The organism is Acinetobacter sp. GG23, assembly GCF_057766365.1.
Window position 1 is genome coordinate 539,670 of sequence record NZ_JBYMDJ010000001.1, and the last position, 18,584, is coordinate 558,253.

The following is an 18,584-nucleotide window of genomic DNA, read 5'->3' on the forward strand; positions in this document are numbered from 1 at the left end:
TTTTTATGAAAAATCCACTTGTTTGTTTAAATAAAAAACAAAAGCGGTTTTTTTGTATTTTTCTTAAGCATTTTCAGGGATTAAGCACTGTTTTACAGCGTGAATACTGGTAAATCTTTGCTCTTTTTGCTTTGCCAACATGCCTGATAGAAACTTTTTAAAATGTATTAAATGATCTGGAAGCTCAATACTTAACCGCTGGCAATGTAAATAGGCCCAATCTTGATAATTTTCTGCTGTTAAACGCTTCCCTGCTAGCCATTCGTAAAAAATAATTCCTAATGCATATATGTCTGTTTGTACGTTTTTTTCTGTAAAATGAAAAAGTTCTGGTGCCATATAGCGTGGAGTTGCAGTCAGACTTTGCATTTTTTGGGATACATCAACTTTTTGAGCCTGTTCAAAATCAATCAAACACACACGTTGCTGGTATAGGACAAAATGTTCCTGCTTTAAATCTGCATGAATCCAGCCGAATTGATGTAACTGATCAATCACATCGAGTACTTTTAATAACGTCTTTTTAATCTCATTCAGCGACATGCCAGCACACTCCCCAAATGGTGATTCTGCATGGCTCAAAATCAATGCAGATGATCTTAACCCTTTTTGCTGAGATACAATTTTAAAGTGAGGAATCACTTGAAAAGGTAATAAAAAATCAGGCATGTTGCTTGAAGAATGGGATTGATCTACAAATTGCTGATAAAAAGCCAATTCATTTAAAAATCCAGCTTCACAACTTTGATTCACATTGCATGCTTGTGTTTTTAACCAGTAGTGCTGCTGCTGATATTCAAAGGTATATAAACAACGCCCAAAAGTTAAACTTTTAGGTTTGGTCTTTTGAATCAAATTACAGCTATGAAAGTCTTCAATATTAAACTGCAATAAATTCTGCTTCTTTTTGCGCCGGATCATCTTGATAGCTTAAAATTTCCAAACAGTGCTGAATGGTTTTCCCTACACGGGCATGTGTTTCAATCGAGGATATTTTAGGCCAGGTCGCCCGCTCACCCTCACGTTGTAACAATTTGAACAAATAGGGTCGCGGGTTTTGAAACATATAACTATAGTGTCGCAAGCTATAATCACCGACAATATTTAAATCGCCATAATATCCTTGATCAATCACACCAAAACCATGATCGAGCAATCGTCGAACCGGGGGGATTTTTCCAACCCGATCCCGGGTAAATTCCATAATGCCTTTGGTAATCACCTTCCCCTGACGACGAATAATCCGTTCTGGCCAACTCAATAGATCTCGACGGTGACGTTCTGCATCACTTTGCATAAACGGCACAATATGGGGGTTAACCTGACTGGCGATGGTGTAATTTAAATTATACAGCCTTGCCATTTTCTCTTGAGGGAAATCACTACGTACACTGCCGTCTACCCAGCGTGTATCTGCCATATAAGGCGTTAATTGACCATTTTGACGTTTACTGGTGAGTTTAACCGGTGGAAATAAAATCGGAACTGCGCAGGAAGCCAATACTGCACTCCAAACCAGCAAATCTGGCGAAGTGTAAGCATTCATAATCCGGGCTTCTTGTGAAGCATCATATGGTGCAACAGCCACATTAATATGCAAACCAGAGCTTTTAAAAGCTTCTTCAAAGGTCACATCTCCCAAATTTTCAACCAAGAATTTCTTTAGGTACATTACATCGGCAAAACCACCGTTACCCTTTAAAATTTCGCTTAATTTACGAAAATGAAAAGCTTCACTAAAAAAGTTTTCACCATTTAAAAGACCGGAAATATCTGACGGTTTTGAGGTTCCCAACATTGCCGTCATAATTGCACCCGCGCTCGAACCCGATATCACCTTAGGCATTAAATCTTGTTCAAGGAGCGCTTTACATACTCCTGTATGAAACAGCCCCAATGTTGCACCACCTGAAAACATGATCGCAGGTTGACCATATGCTTTTTTACAATGCTGAAAAAATTTAATTTTTTCAGTTAAACATAAGCAAGAACAAGCATCTGAAGCGATGTAAGCAAGACTTGCACTGACTTCTTCCACATAGTCTTCTATGATTTTTTTTGTCCCCACATATGTGGCAGTAAACAACATCGGATTTGCAATATTGGCAATATCATAGCTTAAACCTTCACGCAATATGTACATGAGATCTTCAGTACGTTTTTGAAAACGGTAGCGTTTTAAACGGTTTAATCGCTCGGAAATAATTTCAGCATCAAAATAAGGTGAGCAATTATCATATTTCCATTCTTGAGCACCTGTTTCTTCATCTATTTCCAGTGCGATGCTTTTCCATTCTTCATATGTTTCAGCTATTTCAAGTTGGCGCTTTAATTTTTTTATGCGATACGCTTGATGTGGATTAATATCTTGGGTGAAATCTTTAAATAACATATCTATCCCTCAAACACTTTCATTTTTATTCATTATTCATGATAAGACATCACGCATAACATTGACAGAAAACTCAGCGGATTATCACTGCAAAAATGCCTATTCCCTTGGCAAAACACGACTAATTGATATACAGTTCTTGAATAAAACCATCCTTTTACTTTTACATGTATAAGCTGAACCATCATGGCAACAATTGATTTACCTGAGCATATCTTACAAGCACTTTCTACTGTACTCCAACAACTACAGCAAAATTTACCAGAACTGAAACAAGCGACCGACTTTTCAGCCTCTGCTTATAAATGGCAAGACAAACAATTAATCGCCATTCAACAGCCCAAGAAGATGTATTTGAATGATTTAAAAGGCATTGAAAGACAAAAAGAAAAAGTCATCCAAAATACGCTGCAATTTTTAAAAGGCTTACCTGCTAATGATGTTTTACTTACCGGCTCACGTGGTACCGGTAAATCTTCTATTGTTCGCGCCCTGCTCACCCAATATGAGTCGGAAGGTTTACGTTTAATTGAAATTGAACGTGATGATTTATCCGACCTCCCTCTCATTCAGAAGCTGATTGAAAACCGGCCGGAAAAGTTTATTGTCTATTGTGATGATTTAGCCTTCAATGCAGAAGATGAAAATTATCGTAGCCTAAAAAGTGTTCTAGATGGTTCATTACAATCTGGTTCGAGTAATTTTATTATTTATGCAACCAGTAACCGCCGTCATTTGCTGCCAGAGTTTATGCATGAAAATACGCCGGTAACGCGCGTGGATGTTCCGCAATATACAGAGCTTCACCCTCAAGAAGCGATTGAAGAAAAAATTTCATTGTCAGACCGTTTCGGAATGTGGCTATCTTTTTACCCCATGGATCAGAACTTGTATTTAGAAATTGTTGAGCATTATTTAGCAAAAGCCAATATGCCAATGGATGATTTTACACGTGCTGAAGCATTACGTTGGTGTCAGGCTCGTGGGCAGCGTTCGGGACGTGCAGCGTATCAGTTTTCTAAACACTGGATTGGCTCGCAGCAGTTAAAATCATTATAAGCTTTTATGATTTAGCCACTTTTCAATCCTTTATTAAATACTGAACCAAAATAATGAGCTAAGCTCTACCTCAAGATGACATTAGATTTTTATTGCGGTTCTTAAGGTTTGTAAAAATTCCGGATTATTTATGCTTCCAGATTCTCCCCTAAATGACTTGATTTATTTTATTTGGACAATATAAACAGCGGTTGTTATGTCCAGTGCAATTTAGACATATCAAAGCCCATAAAAATGCTTCAAACTCTGCAAAATCTCTTGAGAGTCATGAATAGTGCTCATTATTCATAAGACTCACACACTTAAGGAATCTCCCAATGACCGATAACCAACAAGATTCATTAACACCTAAGTCTGAAGCTCCCTCATTTTCACGCAGCTTCGACTTTTCACTCGACTTTGAAAAGATTAATTTTAGAAAGCGTCCAGAGTTATATCGCATTGGTCGTGGTGAAGAAGGTGTTTTATTAGTTGAACCCTATAAATCTGAAATTTCACCGTTTTGGCAATTTGAAGATGAAGCTCAAGCCACTGAAAGTAGTAACAAGATTTTTGCCTTATTTTTAGATTATTTAGAGAAAAATGATTTTGTTGGTGCAGACATGGCAAGAAAGTTTTTGCTCATGGGCTATACTCGTGCGCGTCGTTATGCAAATCATAAAAAAGGTACCCACAAAACCGGCCGAAAAAATAAAGGCGCTACCCCTAAAGTTAAAGTAGCACTCAATGATGCCGTTACAACTGAAAAACAGCCACGTAGCACTGAAGATCAGGTCAAAGCTGCTGTCGCGAAAATTTTTAAAGATAAAAGCGATCAAGCAAAATTAAATCCAAAATACATTGAGCTTAAAGAACAATTCAACGAGTTGATCCGTCAGGATTAATTGAATACTGTAATTGCACTCTCAATGAGAGTTAACTCTTAAAAGAGCAATTTTAAATTTACAAATTGCTCTTTTTTTTATCTAAAAGCATTTTCAACCTGTCTAGGTTTATAGCTTTATTCTACTAATTCAAGTTAAAGGCTGTTTTAACTTTTATGATTTAAACAATTTTTCTAGATTTTATGATATTCAGATTTAATTTGACGTTTATGCTCAAACATTTTTTTATCTGCTTCGGCAGCCGCTTTGAATAGCCCTTGTGCAGGCTGTCGCATGGCTACGCCAATTGCCGCACCGATTTTTGCCTGTGTCAGAGCATGTATAAGACGACTCATGAGTATTTCCACTCCGACCTCATCATTTTCTACGCTTAAAATTACAAATTCATCCCCACCTAGACGTGCCACAATATCATTGCTACGTGCAGTATGTTTGAGTACTTGGGCCGCCTGCTGAATTAATTCATCTCCGTAATCGTGCCCGAGACTGTCATTCACTTTCTTGAGATCATTCAGATCAATAAAGAAAACTGCAGCAGGATGTCCATAACGCTTGCAACGCTCTTCTTCTGTAGTGACCAATCTTTCCCACGCCCGGCGGTTATATAAGCCAGTCAAACCATCCATAAGCGCTTCAGCTTCTAGACGCTCATGCTGACGAATTTGTTCATTTTGACGCAGTTCAGCTTGCAGAATACTGCTTAATAAATTACCGAATAATTCAATCAGCTCTATATCCTGAATAATGGCTTCAGATTTTTCTTGAGGATCGATGGCGCAAAGTGTACCGAACAAGCTACCATCTTCATGGATCAGCGGTTGACCGATGTAGGATTTAATACTGACTTGCTGGTTAATCGGGGCAGTCGCATATAAAGGAATCTCTTTTGAACGAGGCGCAATTTTAGGGCCTTTACCCGCAATCATATGAAAACAAAATGAATCTGCCCACTGAAATACTTGCCCCGGTTGAACATTATAACCATGGTCTTCACTCTGGAGTACAATCCAGTCTTTACCTTCGACTCGGGTAATCATCCATAAATTAAATCCGAAACGTTTATATAAAAACTTGAGAACAGCTTGACCGGCGTCTTGAAAGCTTCTGAAATTTATATTATCCATCCAAAATAAACCTATGCTTATGATCCCAAAAAATTATTTATCTGTTTTAATTCAGAATATTTTCTGAATTCATTAGAACTTATCATGAATATAAAATCTAGCCATATAAACTCATATCGACTTATTCTTCACTAAAATACTTAAAAGTAAAAAGAGGCTAGATAGCCTCTTTTTAAGTAACCCTATTTAAGCTTGTGCAGGATTAGTCAATTCCGTCATCGGCCAACGTGGTGTCGTTGTTACCGACAATCCATCGTGCTGTCCTGCTTTTAAACGTTGGTAACCTGCAAATGCAATCATTGCACCGTTATCGGTACATAATGCAGGTTCTGCATAATAAACTTGTGCCTGGATTTTTGCCAAACCTGCTTCCAAGCGCTCACGTAAACGTTGGTTGGCACTCACCCCCCCCGCAATCACTAAACGTTTTAAACCGGTTTGTTTGAGTGCTTTGATCGATTTTTTTACCAATGTATCCACTAAAGCTTCTTGGAAGGATGCCGCAATATCAGCTTCACGGTTTTGACCTTCAACTTTCTTCAATTGAATTGAAACCGCTGTTTTTAAACCACTAAATGAAAAGTCTAAGCCCTGATGCAACATTGGACGCGGAAAATCAAACGCTGTTGCGCTGCCTTGCAATGCCAATTTTGAAATATTGGGCCCACCCGGATAGGCCAAGCCCATCATTTTCGCGACTTTATCAAAGGCTTCACCCGCGGCATCATCAATCGATTCACCAAGCAATTCATATTGACCAATACCGTGCGCAGCCATGAGCTGTGTATGGCCACCGGAGACCAATAAAGCGACAAACGGAAATTCTGGGGGGGTCGCAGATAATAAAGGCGCAAGCATATGACCTTCCATATGATGCACACCAATGGCCGGTTTATTTAAGGCAAATGCTAAAGTACGGCCAAACAATGCACCTGTCATTAATGCGCCCATCAAGCCTGGTCCACGGGTATAGGCAATCGCATCAATTTGTGATTTTTTGATATTACTTTGTTCAAGCAACTGATTCATTAAAGGAATTAATTTTCTTACATGGTCACGTGAAGCCAGTTCAGGAACAACACCACCATATTCTGCATGCAGTTTAATCTGACTATATAAAACCTGTCCTATCAAGCCGACTTCACTGTCATAAAGTGCTAACCCTGTTTCATCACAAGAAGTTTCTAAGCCAAGAACGATCATTAAACTGCCTTTTACCCGTATCTAAATATTGCTAAAGCTATTATAGACTTGTGATATGAGATGTAAATGAGTAAAATACTGTCCTTCACTTGTGATCCAAGGCAATACAGCCTAGATCTTATCCATAACTTAATGAGGATTCTTCATGCCACAAGTTAAATTGAAAGAAGGCGAACCAGTAGACGTAGCTATCCGTCGTTTCAAGCGTTCATGCGAAAAAGCGGGTGTTTTAGCTGACGTTCGTAAACGTGAATTCTATGAAAAACCAACTCAAGAACGTAAACGTAAAAAAGCTGCTGCTGTTAAACGCTACCAAAAGAAATTGGCGCGTGAATCAGTACGTACTACTCGCCTTTACTAAGATTAATTTGTGATTGACTGCCTGGACTAAATAAATGACTACTTTAAAAAACCAAATAACCGATGTTTTGAAAGCAACTATGCGTGCTAAAGAAATGTCTAAGTTAACGGTAATTCGTGGTCTACAGGCAGCAATTAAGCAAATCGAAGTCGATGAACGCATAGAGCTTGGCGACGCTCAAGTTCTTGCGGTCATTGAAAAGCAAATTAAACAACGTAAAGAATCGGTTAAAGCCTTTGAAGGCGCTAACCGACAAGACTTAGCTAGTAAAGAACAAGCCGAACTTGAGATTTTATCTCAATTTCTACCAGAAGCTATGACTGAGGAAGAGCTTGATTCTATCATTGCGCAGACGATTACTGCTCAAGAAGCTACTAGCATGAAAGATATGGGTAAGGTGATGAATTCTCTGCGTCCGCTCATAGCCGGGCGCGCCGATCCTGCACAAGTTTCAGCTAAAATTAAAGCCAAACTTGCATAATCCCACTTCTATATTTTCTTTATCGTTGAACTGCCTTAATTACAAGACAGTTCAAACACATTCTCTTATTATTTCAAATCACACTGCACATTATATTTTTTCAATATCAACATTTCTTTTGATGCCATCACTTGATGAATCACGTCCTGCTTGGTCATTTGTCTAAACTGACGATCTAAAGACGCTCTGTTTTGATCTGCCGCTTGATATAAACGCTCTATATAATTACCCACAATTCCGCAGAATTGGGCTTGCTGCTGTGAAGTAAAACTGCTTTGCTGCGCATCCAGACTACTAAAAAAGCTTCTGGTTTCCTGCTTATATTGTTCAGAAATTTTATCCACGGCTGCCACGTATTGCTCGACACTTGCCAAGGCAACATTTGATGCCGTGCAACCAACTAGAAAACAAGAAAATAATATTTTTTTCATCATTTAATTAATACTGTTCATTATTAGAAATACAAATTCAATCCAATATTATCATAGGCTTAACTCTTACAACTGTAGATTTTATTCATCAATATGCAAAAAAACAAGGTTTATATTGGATATAAGCCTGTTCCGTAGGTGCGGGTATTTCCCCGGAAGTCACTGTACCTAAACGTAAACGAATAATGTCTGGCAAATCCATCCGATAAGAATAAACAGGGCTTCCGCATTCCTGACAAAATACCCGGGCTTTATCAGGGGTGTGAAAATATTCTTTTAGAAATTTAATTCCACTGGTAATTTCAAATTTTGATTTCTGCAAAGGACTGTTCCAGCCAAAGATCGAGCCTTGAGCCATCTGACAGTCTTTGCAGTAACATATGATAGTTTTTTCAATTTCTCCATGGTAACGGTAAGTCACCGCACTACATAAGCATTGTCCTTCTAACATACTTAACTCCTTATTTTTATTATCCTTATAAAATAACAAGATTAAATTAAATTCTGAACTGTCGTTCTTTTTGCATTTCATTAATCCGCATTTTTATTTTTTCAGATAACACTTCATTATTTTTAATCAAGCGCTGTGCATGCAATAGCGACTTAATTGCATTTTCTTCCCAGCCCGCCCAGTATTCCACCTCTGCACGATAACGCAATACATTTACCGTTCTAAACGGAGATTGCTGATCAATATTTGCGGCTTGCTGCATAAGTCGCCAAGCGTTGATATCGCGAGGGTTTTTATTGCTAAAGCGCTGGATCAGGTTTAAGGCTTGGGCAGGCTGTTTTTGACGAATCAATACTTCAGCCAATTTAAAAGCCAAAGCCCGATTTTCAGGCATTATTCGCGCGGCAGACTGAATTGCTTTATAGGCCTCATCGGTTTTGTTTTGTCCCAGATAAATATCGGCTTGGATTAATAGCAATAGATTGTTCAAGCGCTGCTGAACCTTCGCCTGATCTAAAACTTGCTGTGCTAAAACATAGTCGCCCTGTTTGAGATAAAAAGCAGATAAAGCCAACTGCCCTGAGAAACTTTTACGATTGGCTAAAATCTGTAATTGTTGTTCGGTGGCCTGATTAGAAACAACCATGCTGTACAATTTCAGTATTTCAAAATCTTCATCGCGCAAATTCGTTTTAACTCGAGGCAACTGATTTGCCCGTAATCGCGCCTCACTCATCCGTTCTGTACTTAGTGGATGAGTTAACCAAAAGTCAGGTAAAAAACTGACTTTACTGGTTTCTCTGTGCATCACTTCAAAAAAGTCAGCCATACTTTGCGGGTTATAACCGGCTGTATACATATATTGCATCCCAATACGGTCTGCTTCACGCTCTTGATTACGACTGTAATTCAGCTGCTTATCCATTAAGGCGGCCTGCGACCCCAACATTACCGCGGTACCCACATCACCATCCGCTTGCGAAGCAACTAAAGCACCCACTAAAAGTCCCGCCAAAGTCAGTAAACCCTGCCCTTTAAACGCTTCTTGAGAGCGACTGTAATGACGTTGTGATACATGTGCAACTTCATGCGCCATCACTCCAGCCACCTCATCCATATTTCGAGCAGAAGTCACCATCCCTGTATTAATGGCAAATAATCCACCGGGAACAGCAAAAGCATTAATTTGAGGGTCATTGATAATAACTAAACCAATAGGTTGCCCAAGCTGGGTTTGACTTAAAATATGGGAAAACACACTGACCAATTGATCTTCTAACCATGGATTTTGCAGCACAGGCATTTGTTTTTGAACTTCACGAAATACTTTTTCGCCAATCATTTTTTCTTTTTGTTGATCAATTAAACCGACTCCGCTGCCGATTTCTGGAACATTAAACTGGGGTGTGGAATTCACATTAGCACTGTGTGTCAATGCCATTGCTGAAATCAAAGTAATGTTGCAAACCCATAAAAACCGTTTCAATGTTATATTCTCAAACTGCTTTTTTTCAATTTATCTGACTATAACATTGAAAATTGAAGAGATTTGCAATGAAGTGTTATCAATCTTTAAGAAAATGAAGCATTCACCACATAAGCTGGGGTTCGTCCTTCTAGTGCATCGACCACATTACGATAAGCCAATTCAGCCATTTTTTTACGTGTTTCCTCCGTCGCAGAACCCACATGCGGCAAAGTTACAACATTATCTAAATTAAAAAGCTCTGATTCCTGTAAAGGCTCTTTCAAATATACATCCAGACCCGCAGCAAAAATTTTACCTGCTTTTAAAGTATCAATTAAAGCCTGTTCATCCACTACAGAACCACGTGCAATATTCACAAATACTGTATGTGGCTGCATTTGATCAAACTCATGCTGACCAATCAAGGCTTTAGATTCTGGATTTAAATCGACAGCGACCACTATAAAATCTGATTGTTGTAATAATTCATCTAAACCGCAATATCGTGCATTTAAAGGCTGCGCCAATTCCAACTTTTCACGTCGATTATGATAAAGAATATTCATATTAAAGCCATAAAAACCACGACGGGCGATAGCAGCACCAATGTTACCCAGACCAATAATACCTAAGGTTTTACCAAAAATATCTCGTCCAAATTGAGCTTCACCTACGGTACGTTTCCATTGGCCCTGTTTGGTCCATTGATCCAAATAAGGCACTTTACGCGCAGCACTCATCAACAAGGTAAAAGCCAAATCAGCCGTGGTTTCCGTAAGCACATGAGGAGTGTTAGATAACCAGATTTTTTTCTGATTTAGATAGTCAAGATCATAGTTGTCATACCCCACACTAACACTTGAAATAATTTTAAGTTGCTGTGCTGTGGCCAAATTACTTTCATTAAGTAGGCGCCCTGCACCAATCATGGCATCCGCATCTTTAACCTGTTCGCGGATCTGCTGGTTAACATCGCCCAGTTTTGGATTAATGACTTCAACCTGATATTGAGCTTGTAAACGTTGAAGTATATCTTGATCTAACTGACTAAAAACAACAACTTTCTTCTTCATGTAGCATCCGTTTTTTGGTTACTTTTTTGCATAAATTGCCATAAGCGTTTTTTTAATACGGGCTGATCTAACATCTCTTGCAAGCCCGCTAAATGAATACTTTTTGAATAATTAAAATAAGGGAGTTGCCCTAAAAAAATAATATTTTTATCTGCACTAATGGCATCTATAAAGCCCTGCACATAGCTTTCAGCACCACGACCATCCTGGAAATTGATTAAAGGAAATGGCCATTGCAATTCATAATATTCAGCTTGAAGGGCTTGTTGAATATTATTCCAAAGTTGTTGTTGTTCAGCGCTCAGTTCGGTAGCATTAATCACAATAATACAATGTGGCAAACTAAAAGCCTGTAATTGAAAAGCTTCAATCTGTAGTGCAGCTCGCTCTTCAACAACTTGAGTTACAACTTCAGCCTGAACTTCTTTGACAGCTATCGGTGGCGTTGGTAACTGTTCTGTTCGATCAAGCGTTTTAAGCTGTTCAGTCTTTGGCGCTGGGGCTATGGATGATTGAACTCTCGTAACCACAATCTCGGTCAGATATTCGGGTGCAGCCTGATCTCTCCAAATGGATGAGGATGGCATATTTTGACACGCAGCCCCCTTAGGAATCCAGACATCGATTCCTAATGTTGCCAGTATGTCACGCTGATGCCCTATCATCTTTTTTCATCACCCATTGAATGGTTGGTATTCTAACGAGATTAGTTGTCTTTTGCTGATCTTTTATTACAGATTAGTCTAATCATCACCCATCTATAATTTTATCGCATCCAGTTTATACAATTATTAAACTATTTTTTTTCTGCATTTGCTCAACCATTTCATTCGTTTCAAAACCCAAACGCCAATACAGCAATTGTAAAACATCCAGTTCATCTTGCGTGATAATACGATCATTCCACAAGCAAAGCTCTGCAATACCTAAAATACTCAAGCGATCACGTAGTAGTAAACCGGCAATATCATTTAAAATTTCTGCCAAATCAATTGGCTCATCAGAAATCTCGGTGTACATTTCCAGTTCTTTTGCAGTTAATACACGCTTGAGAATCTTTTCACGAACATCCAGTTGATTCACGCTATTGATTTGCTGCACATGCAATAAGGCATCAATCAGGCGCACAATATGCGGTTTCACTTCTTCCAAGGAAGTAGGTGTATGTAATGGAAGAAGATTTAATTCAAATTTCACGTATTCAAGCAACAAAGCATCTAGCAGACCGATTTCACCATCTTCTTGAATAATACGTGCCAATTTCATTAAAAATTGCCGCGCAATGCTAGCAGGCATTGCTCCAATATTTTTACAAGCTTCATAGAAAATAGAGATATGGACTCGACCATCCAAATTCAACAATGAATCCACAATCGCCCGACTGACTTCAGCATCTGCAGGAATAAATTCACGATACTGCCTAATCATTAAAATCGACACCATCACTTCTCGCGAACCCGTCGCTGTCTGTAATGCCCGTTGTATTAACTCAGGACGTCGCATATTATTTCGAATTGCCGGATTTAAAGGCTTAATCGCGTCATTGATTGCAAAACTAATGGGTGATAAACGTAACAGTGGAAGCGGTTGTGGGGAACTCCACGGTGAGTATATTTCACCGTTCATTTCATCCAGTGACCGGAACAAACTAAATAGCGGTTGATTACGTATTTTTTTTAAATTTTCAAGTTGTAAATCTTGCACCAAACCCGGGTTTAGCTCATAAATACGTTGCTCAATACTCGGATGAATATTCATCCAGTTTTGCGGACTCAGAGAGTTGGCAAAACACATATGTGAAATCGATTCAGCATATTCACTGTGAATTTGTGATCCTGAATGATGCACATAAATTCTGAGTAAAGTCTGTACATTGGCATCATTTTGAATTAAACGCCTGGTTTTTTGATCATTTTTAAATGTCCGTCCGCCCAATGAAATATATTTAATAAAACGGGTAATTAAAACACCGAGACTTCCAATCAGCCAAATCACACCACCCATCGCGACAAAGAAAGTCGCAAATTTATGCGTATGCGCCTGTCCATGCTTGGTAAAACCCAGTTTTGCAATTTTACTACCCCACTGGCTAAAAGTCGTCAGACTGCTGTAAAGAATTTTTAGACGAGTATTTTCTGCTGTTTCACCGGATAAAATTTTATTAAACTCATGGCTTAACAAACCATAAAGCTCTAATTCATCTAGATTTTGTAATGCACCCCAGGTCAAAATAATCACAATATCACGCGGATAGAAACCTGCGGTGAGTGCATTTACGCCTACTTCCCCGGGAAGCACATATACGGCTGGAGTCTCAATTAAAAAGGTATCTGCCAACTGTTCAGTGATTTTAAGAGCAACACTTTCCTCAGGAATACTTTCGATTAGGCTTAAGCGACGCGCGCCTAACTGTTTTGCCAGCGAATGCCCACCGGCACGTAATACATAAAACTCGTACAGGACAGAAATCGTCATCACACTAAGCAGCAGCACGATTAAATAAGGACTCAAACCATGCCAGAATATGGACTGGGTATGATCAATATAAAATACCAGCAACCCCATAATGATATTTAAAATGAATAGTGTGAGCAACACCGCAAGCATGCACACACTTGCAGACCAAACCATATTTTTGTTTTGAATAAAAGAATAGCCCGCACTCTTCAATGTGAAGATCCTTTATTACATTGTATTTGTTCACTCATCATAAATTAAAAAAGCGGGAAATTCCCGCTTTTCATAGAATTAAGAAGAATTTTATTCTTCTTTCACTCCAGTAAGATCCACTGATGCAGCATCAATGTTTACATCAATATAACCACCAATGGATTTTTTTGCAGAGTCGTTACGTTTACGCTCAAGTTCATCCAGATAAGCTGCATCAATTCCGCCTGCCACGTACACACCATCAAAAACCGAACAATCAAATTCTTGCAGTGCCGGTACTTTACTGGTACGAACAGCGCCTTTTAAGTCTTCCAAGTCTTGGAAAATCAAACGATCAGCACCAATAATTTCACGGATTTCTTCCACACTGCGACCAGAGGCAATTAACTCATCTTTCGCAGGCATATCAATACCGTAAACGTTTGGATATTTCACCATGGGTGCAGCTGAAGCAAAGAAAACCTTCTTCGCACCAGCATCACGAGCCATCTGAATAATCTCGTTACAGGTTGTACCACGAACAATCGAGTCATCCACCAGTAAAACGTTTTTGCCTTTAAACTCAAGTTCAACTGGGTTCAATTTTTGACGAACTGATTTTTCCCGCTGTTTCTGACCCGGCATAATGAAGGTACGTCCGATATAACGGTTCTTCATAAAGCCTTCACGGAATTTAACACCCAGGATATTGGCAAGTTCTAAAGCTGAAGTGCGTGATGTATCTGGAATTGGAATCACCACATCAATATCGTGTTCTTCACCCCACTCACGCGAAATTTTATAGGCAAGTTTTTCACCCATTTTTAAACGTGCTTTATAAACTGAAATGCCATCTATAATTGCATCTGGTCGTGCAAAATACACATATTCGAAAATACAAGGGCGGTATTCAGGATTTTCTGCACATTGCTTGGTAAACATTTCCCCTTCTGAAGTAATAAAAATTGCTTCACCCGGCTCAATATCACGTTCAACTTTAAAACCTAAAGCAGTAATTGCCACTGATTCCGAAGCAATAATATATTCCATACCTTTTTCAGTTTCACGCGAACCATAAATCAGTGGGCGAATACCGTTTGGGTCACGGAAGCCCACCAGACCATGTCCGGTGATCATTGCCACAACGCCATAAGCACCTTTGCAACGCTCATGTACCCGTGAAACTACCTGGAAAATATCTTCTGAAGTTGGATTAAGCTTGCGACTTTTTTGCATTTCATGTGCAAAAACGTTTAATAAAACTTCAGAATCTGAATCGGTATTCATATGACGAAGATCTGTTTTAAACAAATCATCGTGAATTTCTTCAGCGTTGGTCAAGTTGCCGTTATGCGCCAAGGTAATCCCATAAGGCGAGTTCACATAAAATGGCTGTGCTTCTGCACTGCTTGAAGAACCTGCTGTTGGATAACGCACATGACCAATACCGTAATTACCTAGCAGTGCACGCATGTGACGCGTATGAAAGACGTCTCGTACCATACCGTTGTCTTTACGCAGGAACAAACGCCCTTCATGACAAGTTACTATTCCGGCTGCATCCTGACCACGATGTTGTAACATCGTTAATGCATCAAACAACATTTGGTTAACAGGTGATTTACCAGCTATACCAACTACTCCACACATAGCAACCTCGCAAACAAGCTAGGATTAATAAAAAGGATTATTTGTTGATTCATCTGTACGCGCTGCATGCTTCTGCGTTTTATCAGACGATGAGTCGGAAGATGCCGGCGCACCTTCATCGGACTTGATATGATTGAGCGCTCCATGCGCAGCTTCTTTGGAAAGCTCGGCGGCCCATGGTGCGTAAGGGATAAGAAGTTGTACAAATTTAGACTGTTTCCAGTGCGGAGAACTTTCCACCCAAGGACCAATGCCTTGCATGGTAATAAGTACAATCATTAAGCCCTTTAAAGAGCCAAAAGCACCGCCTGCCAATCTGTTGAGGGGGCCAAGTTTTAGACTCTTTAATATCTTGTTGAGAAATGCAGTAATAATCCAGGTTAATACCACCATCACCAATACGATAAATGCAAAAGCTGCAATTTTTTGTACTACTGGATCTGCACTGAGTGAGACCATCGAAGGTGCCAGAATGGTTGCATATTTTGCACCAATGATGAGTGCAAAAATCCATCCTACCAAGTTCGCAAAGGCTGAAATCAATCCTTTTCGCAAACCGTTAAGCCCTCCAATGAGCAAAATAATCAGTATGAAGATATCCAGTGTATTCATGGAGTATTTAGCGCATCAACACAATCTTTAACCAGTGTTGGACCTGTATATATGAGGCCACTATAAATTTGTACAAGGCTTGCACCGGCAGCTTGTTTTGCAACTGCCTGCTCACCCGACAAAATACCGCCGACACCAATCAATGGAATTTGACCTTTCAATGCTTTTGAAAATGCTGCAAGACAAGCGGTACTTTTTTCAAAGACTGGCGCACCAGACAAGCCACCCGCTTCATTACCGTGCTTGAGATTTTCCACACCTTCACGTGACAAAGTTGTATTAGTCACAATCAAACCATCAATTTTAAACTGGATCAATTGCTTTGCAATAAATTCGATATCTTCAACCGTTAAATCTGGCGCAACTTTAAGCACCAAAGGTACATAATGCTGATGTTCTTCGGCCAGTTCAAGCTGACGCTTTCTTAACATTTCCAACAGTTCTGTCAGCGCATCACCGCTTTGTAAGCTGCGCAAATTCTTAGTATTCGGCGATGAAATATTGACCGTCACATAAGATGCGTAATTATAAACTTTTTCCAGACAGATCAGATAATCATCGACTGCATTTTCAACAGGAGTATCGGCATTTTTACCAATATTAATCCCCAAAATGCCTTTGAATTTTGCGGCTTTGACATTTTCAATCAGTTTATCTACACCATCATTATTAAACCCCATCCGATTAATAATGGCTTTGGCTTCAGGTAAACGGAATAAACGAGGATGCGGATTGCCTGCTTGTGGACGCGGGGTAATGGTTCCAATTTCAATAAAACCAAAGCCCAGTCTAGCCAAGGCATCAATATAAGCGCCATTTTTGTCTAAACCGGCAGCCAAACCTACCGGATTGGGAAATTGAATCCCCATACAAGTCACTGGTTTAGAGGCAATGCTTTGACGCATCATGCCCATGCGATGAGCTGATTTCAATAACGATAGTGTCAGCTCATGTGCACGCTCTGGTGCTAAAGAAAACAACAAAGGGCGGACAAGAGAATACAACATATCTGTAAAAGTCTACTGCTTTTTAAGTCGCCATATTATAGGCATAGCCCATGGAAAACGCCATGCTTAGCGGATCTTTATTTTTACTCATTATTGCACTATCGCTGTTAATTTAATCTGACCTGCCTCAGAAATTAATTCTATTTTTTCAAGACTTAGTCCCATTTGAGCGAGTTGGGTTAAAAAATTTGCCAAAATGGCGTAATTTTCATGTGATGCCAAAATTTGAATTTGTTCACCTGCTTGTTGAGATGCAACCGATAATCCTTGCTGCTGGGCAACACGTTGCACTTTATCTGCCGCAGTTAACTGCAAATCATTAGCAGGTTTCATAGTCACCGCATTGCTTTGCATCCACACCATCATGTCTTTTAAATCATTAACGCGGTTTTGCTGTTTATTTGCTGCTGCATGCATAAACCAAAGTGTTGAACCAATAGCGACAACCACAACAAAAATAGTGGTAAAAATCACCATATAGCGTTCACGTACAGACAACCGATCTAAATAATCGGTTATTTTCTCTATAGATTGATCAATAGAGCTTTGCAGTCTTTCTGATGTAGTCATTATTGTATTTTCACCAATCCAATTACACCGGTGCCATTCGGCTGGATATTGCCCAATTCAATTTTAAATCCTTGCTGATTCAGTTGTTGCGTTAACGTTTGCAACGCCGTAGCAGAATTGGCTTTTAGTTCCATATTTAGAACTGAAGCATCGTAATTGATACGATTTGCCACAATTTGATTCTGCATTAAAACCGGCCCCACCCGACTGAGTAATTGCAAGGCTTGAGTATTGGCACTTTTATTCAAACGTACATGACTTTCAAACTGGCTCTTTAAATTTTGTTCAGTCACACGGCTACTCTGACCAAACCAGTATTTATATTGATCGATTGCTTGTACTGCAGTCTGATCTGCAACCTTTTTATATTTATACCAGCGCATTGCATCATAGCTAAATTGAACCATTAAAGCTGCGACCAACACAGCAGCACAGGCCTTCCAATAGCCTCCTACACCAGTACTGTTTTTAGCTTTCGGCAGGATATTAAAAGGATGAGCTTTGGCTTTTTTTAAGACCGGCAATTCATAATGAAAAGATTCAATCTGCTCATGTGTGACCATCGCTTCAAGGCTTTGCATTTGTTCAGCAGTAAAATTGCTAATTTTATAACGCTGCCCTGGCGGCTGATAATCCAGAAACAAAGCTAAATCATCAATCGAATTACCTATAAATTCTTTTTCACGCACCAGCAACTTTCCTGAAACATGAGCAATGACGGTTTGCCCTGCTTCCGGGCTAGGTAAAATCAGAAAATCAGGCAACAGGGAAATGACTTTAACTGGAATCAAGCTCAAGGTATGGTTTAGCATTTCTACTGTATTATTTGCCACACCCAAAATAAACAACTGATCTGGATTTTGAAAATGATGCAATACCTTCATTGCATCAATAGGCAAAACCACAAATTCTTCTAATAGATATTTAACCCCTTCCACGCCCAGTTTTTTATATTGTGATTTGGCTAACGTCTGTTGCACCATTTGCACATCACGGCTTGGAAAAAATACCACGGCTTCTTCACCATGATAGGTTTGGGTTTCTTGAATCAATTGTTCAAGACTAGAGGTTTGATACCAGCTCTCTCCAGTCGACCATTGCCAAACCCCATTGGCTTCAGGCATCCATAAATACAACATTAATGTTTTTCTGCCGTTTTAATTAATATT

The 18,584-nt window shown here is 39.4% G+C and carries 19 protein-coding genes; 4 read left to right on the plus strand and 15 right to left on the minus strand.

The window, feature by feature from the left end; genetic code table 11:
• Positions 1–63: 63 nt before the first annotated feature.
• Positions 64–891: a protein kinase domain-containing protein gene (locus AC3CAU_RS02605; RefSeq protein WP_447053272.1), complete on the minus strand. Its 828-nt coding sequence runs from the start codon at positions 889–891 to the stop codon at positions 64–66.
• Positions 881–2,392 (minus strand): DUF3336 domain-containing protein, encoded by a 1,512-nt coding sequence (locus AC3CAU_RS02610; RefSeq protein ID WP_447053273.1) that lies wholly within the window; start codon positions 2,390–2,392, stop codon positions 881–883. The genes AC3CAU_RS02605 and AC3CAU_RS02610 overlap by 11 nt, the downstream gene beginning before the upstream one ends.
• A 186-nt stretch (positions 2,393–2,578) precedes the next feature.
• On the opposite strand from AC3CAU_RS02610, the gene AC3CAU_RS02615 reads away from it, so the two are divergent.
• Both AC3CAU_RS02615 and AC3CAU_RS02620 read left to right on the plus strand, forming a co-directional pair.
• On the plus strand, positions 2,579–3,451 hold the full coding sequence (locus AC3CAU_RS02615) for an ATP-binding protein (RefSeq protein ID WP_131215734.1): 873 nt from the start codon (positions 2,579–2,581) through the stop codon (positions 3,449–3,451).
• Positions 3,452–3,768: 317 nt separating this feature from the next.
• Positions 3,769–4,335, plus strand: a complete 567-nt coding sequence (locus AC3CAU_RS02620) for a DUF4385 domain-containing protein (RefSeq protein ID WP_424619677.1) — start codon at positions 3,769–3,771, stop codon at positions 4,333–4,335.
• A 173-nt stretch (positions 4,336–4,508) separates the two neighbouring features.
• On the opposite strand, the gene AC3CAU_RS02625 is transcribed toward AC3CAU_RS02620, so the two are convergent.
• Positions 4,509–5,459, minus strand: coding sequence for a sensor domain-containing diguanylate cyclase (locus tag AC3CAU_RS02625; protein WP_131215738.1), 951 nt, complete (start codon positions 5,457–5,459; stop codon positions 4,509–4,511).
• 186 nt (positions 5,460–5,645) lie between these two features.
• Entirely contained in the window at positions 5,646–6,662 is a 1,017-nt protein-coding gene (gene tsaD, locus AC3CAU_RS02630) for a tRNA (adenosine(37)-N6)-threonylcarbamoyltransferase complex transferase subunit TsaD (RefSeq protein ID WP_131215740.1), read from the minus strand.
• A 145-nt stretch (positions 6,663–6,807) separates the two neighbouring features.
• On the opposite strand from tsaD, the gene rpsU reads away from it, so the two are divergent.
• Positions 6,808–7,023 carry a 30S ribosomal protein S21 gene (gene rpsU / locus AC3CAU_RS02635; RefSeq protein WP_001136722.1) on the plus strand — a complete coding sequence of 72 codons (216 nt, stop codon included), beginning with the start codon at positions 6,808–6,810 and terminating at the stop codon, positions 7,021–7,023.
• A 34-nt stretch (positions 7,024–7,057) separates the two neighbouring features.
• On the plus strand, positions 7,058–7,504 hold the full coding sequence (locus tag AC3CAU_RS02640; RefSeq protein WP_131215742.1) for a GatB/YqeY domain-containing protein: 447 nt from the start codon (positions 7,058–7,060) through the stop codon (positions 7,502–7,504).
• Between the two features lie 68 nt (positions 7,505–7,572).
• Here the strand turns inward: AC3CAU_RS02640 and AC3CAU_RS02645 are convergent, their stop codons facing one another.
• The 11 genes from AC3CAU_RS02645 to gspL form a co-directional block, all read right to left on the minus strand.
• A complete protein-coding gene (locus tag AC3CAU_RS02645) occupies positions 7,573–7,935 on the minus strand; it encodes a hypothetical protein (protein ID WP_131215956.1) in 363 nt (120 codons plus the stop codon).
• An 88-nt stretch (positions 7,936–8,023) separates the two neighbouring features.
• A complete protein-coding gene (locus AC3CAU_RS02650) occupies positions 8,024–8,386 on the minus strand; it encodes a GFA family protein (RefSeq protein WP_131215744.1) in 363 nt (120 codons plus the stop codon).
• A gap of 46 nt (positions 8,387–8,432) precedes the next feature.
• On the minus strand, positions 8,433–9,872 hold the full coding sequence (locus tag AC3CAU_RS02655; RefSeq protein WP_447053274.1) for a M48 family metalloprotease: 1,440 nt from the start codon (positions 9,870–9,872) through the stop codon (positions 8,433–8,435).
• A gap of 86 nt (positions 9,873–9,958) precedes the next feature.
• Entirely contained in the window at positions 9,959–10,927 is a 969-nt protein-coding gene (locus tag AC3CAU_RS02660) for a 2-hydroxyacid dehydrogenase (RefSeq protein WP_447053275.1), read from the minus strand.
• Positions 10,924–11,592, minus strand: coding sequence for a hypothetical protein (locus tag AC3CAU_RS02665; RefSeq protein WP_424620945.1), 669 nt, complete (start codon positions 11,590–11,592; stop codon positions 10,924–10,926). The genes AC3CAU_RS02660 and AC3CAU_RS02665 overlap by 4 nt, the downstream gene beginning before the upstream one ends.
• A gap of 115 nt (positions 11,593–11,707) precedes the next feature.
• A complete protein-coding gene (locus AC3CAU_RS02670; protein ID WP_447054321.1) occupies positions 11,708–13,558 on the minus strand; it encodes a M48 family metalloprotease in 1,851 nt (616 codons plus the stop codon).
• A gap of 129 nt (positions 13,559–13,687) precedes the next feature.
• Complete coding sequence (gene purF / locus AC3CAU_RS02675; RefSeq protein WP_131215754.1) at positions 13,688–15,226, minus strand: amidophosphoribosyltransferase; 1,539 nt, start codon at positions 15,224–15,226, stop codon at positions 13,688–13,690.
• A 24-nt stretch (positions 15,227–15,250) separates the two neighbouring features.
• Positions 15,251–15,838 (minus strand): CvpA family protein, encoded by a 588-nt coding sequence (locus AC3CAU_RS02680; protein WP_131215756.1) that lies wholly within the window; start codon positions 15,836–15,838, stop codon positions 15,251–15,253.
• Positions 15,835–16,845 (minus strand): quinone-dependent dihydroorotate dehydrogenase, encoded by a 1,011-nt coding sequence (locus tag AC3CAU_RS02685; RefSeq protein ID WP_131215758.1) that lies wholly within the window; start codon positions 16,843–16,845, stop codon positions 15,835–15,837. The genes AC3CAU_RS02680 and AC3CAU_RS02685 overlap by 4 nt, the downstream gene beginning before the upstream one ends.
• A gap of 90 nt (positions 16,846–16,935) precedes the next feature.
• Positions 16,936–17,415: a type II secretion system protein M gene (locus AC3CAU_RS02690; RefSeq protein WP_131215760.1), complete on the minus strand. Its 480-nt coding sequence runs from the start codon at positions 17,413–17,415 to the stop codon at positions 16,936–16,938.
• Entirely contained in the window at positions 17,415–18,554 is a 1,140-nt protein-coding gene (gene gspL / locus AC3CAU_RS02695; protein ID WP_131215762.1) for a type II secretion system protein GspL, read from the minus strand. Before gspL ends, AC3CAU_RS02690 begins: the two co-directional genes overlap by 1 nt.
• Positions 18,555–18,584 lie beyond the last annotated feature (30 nt).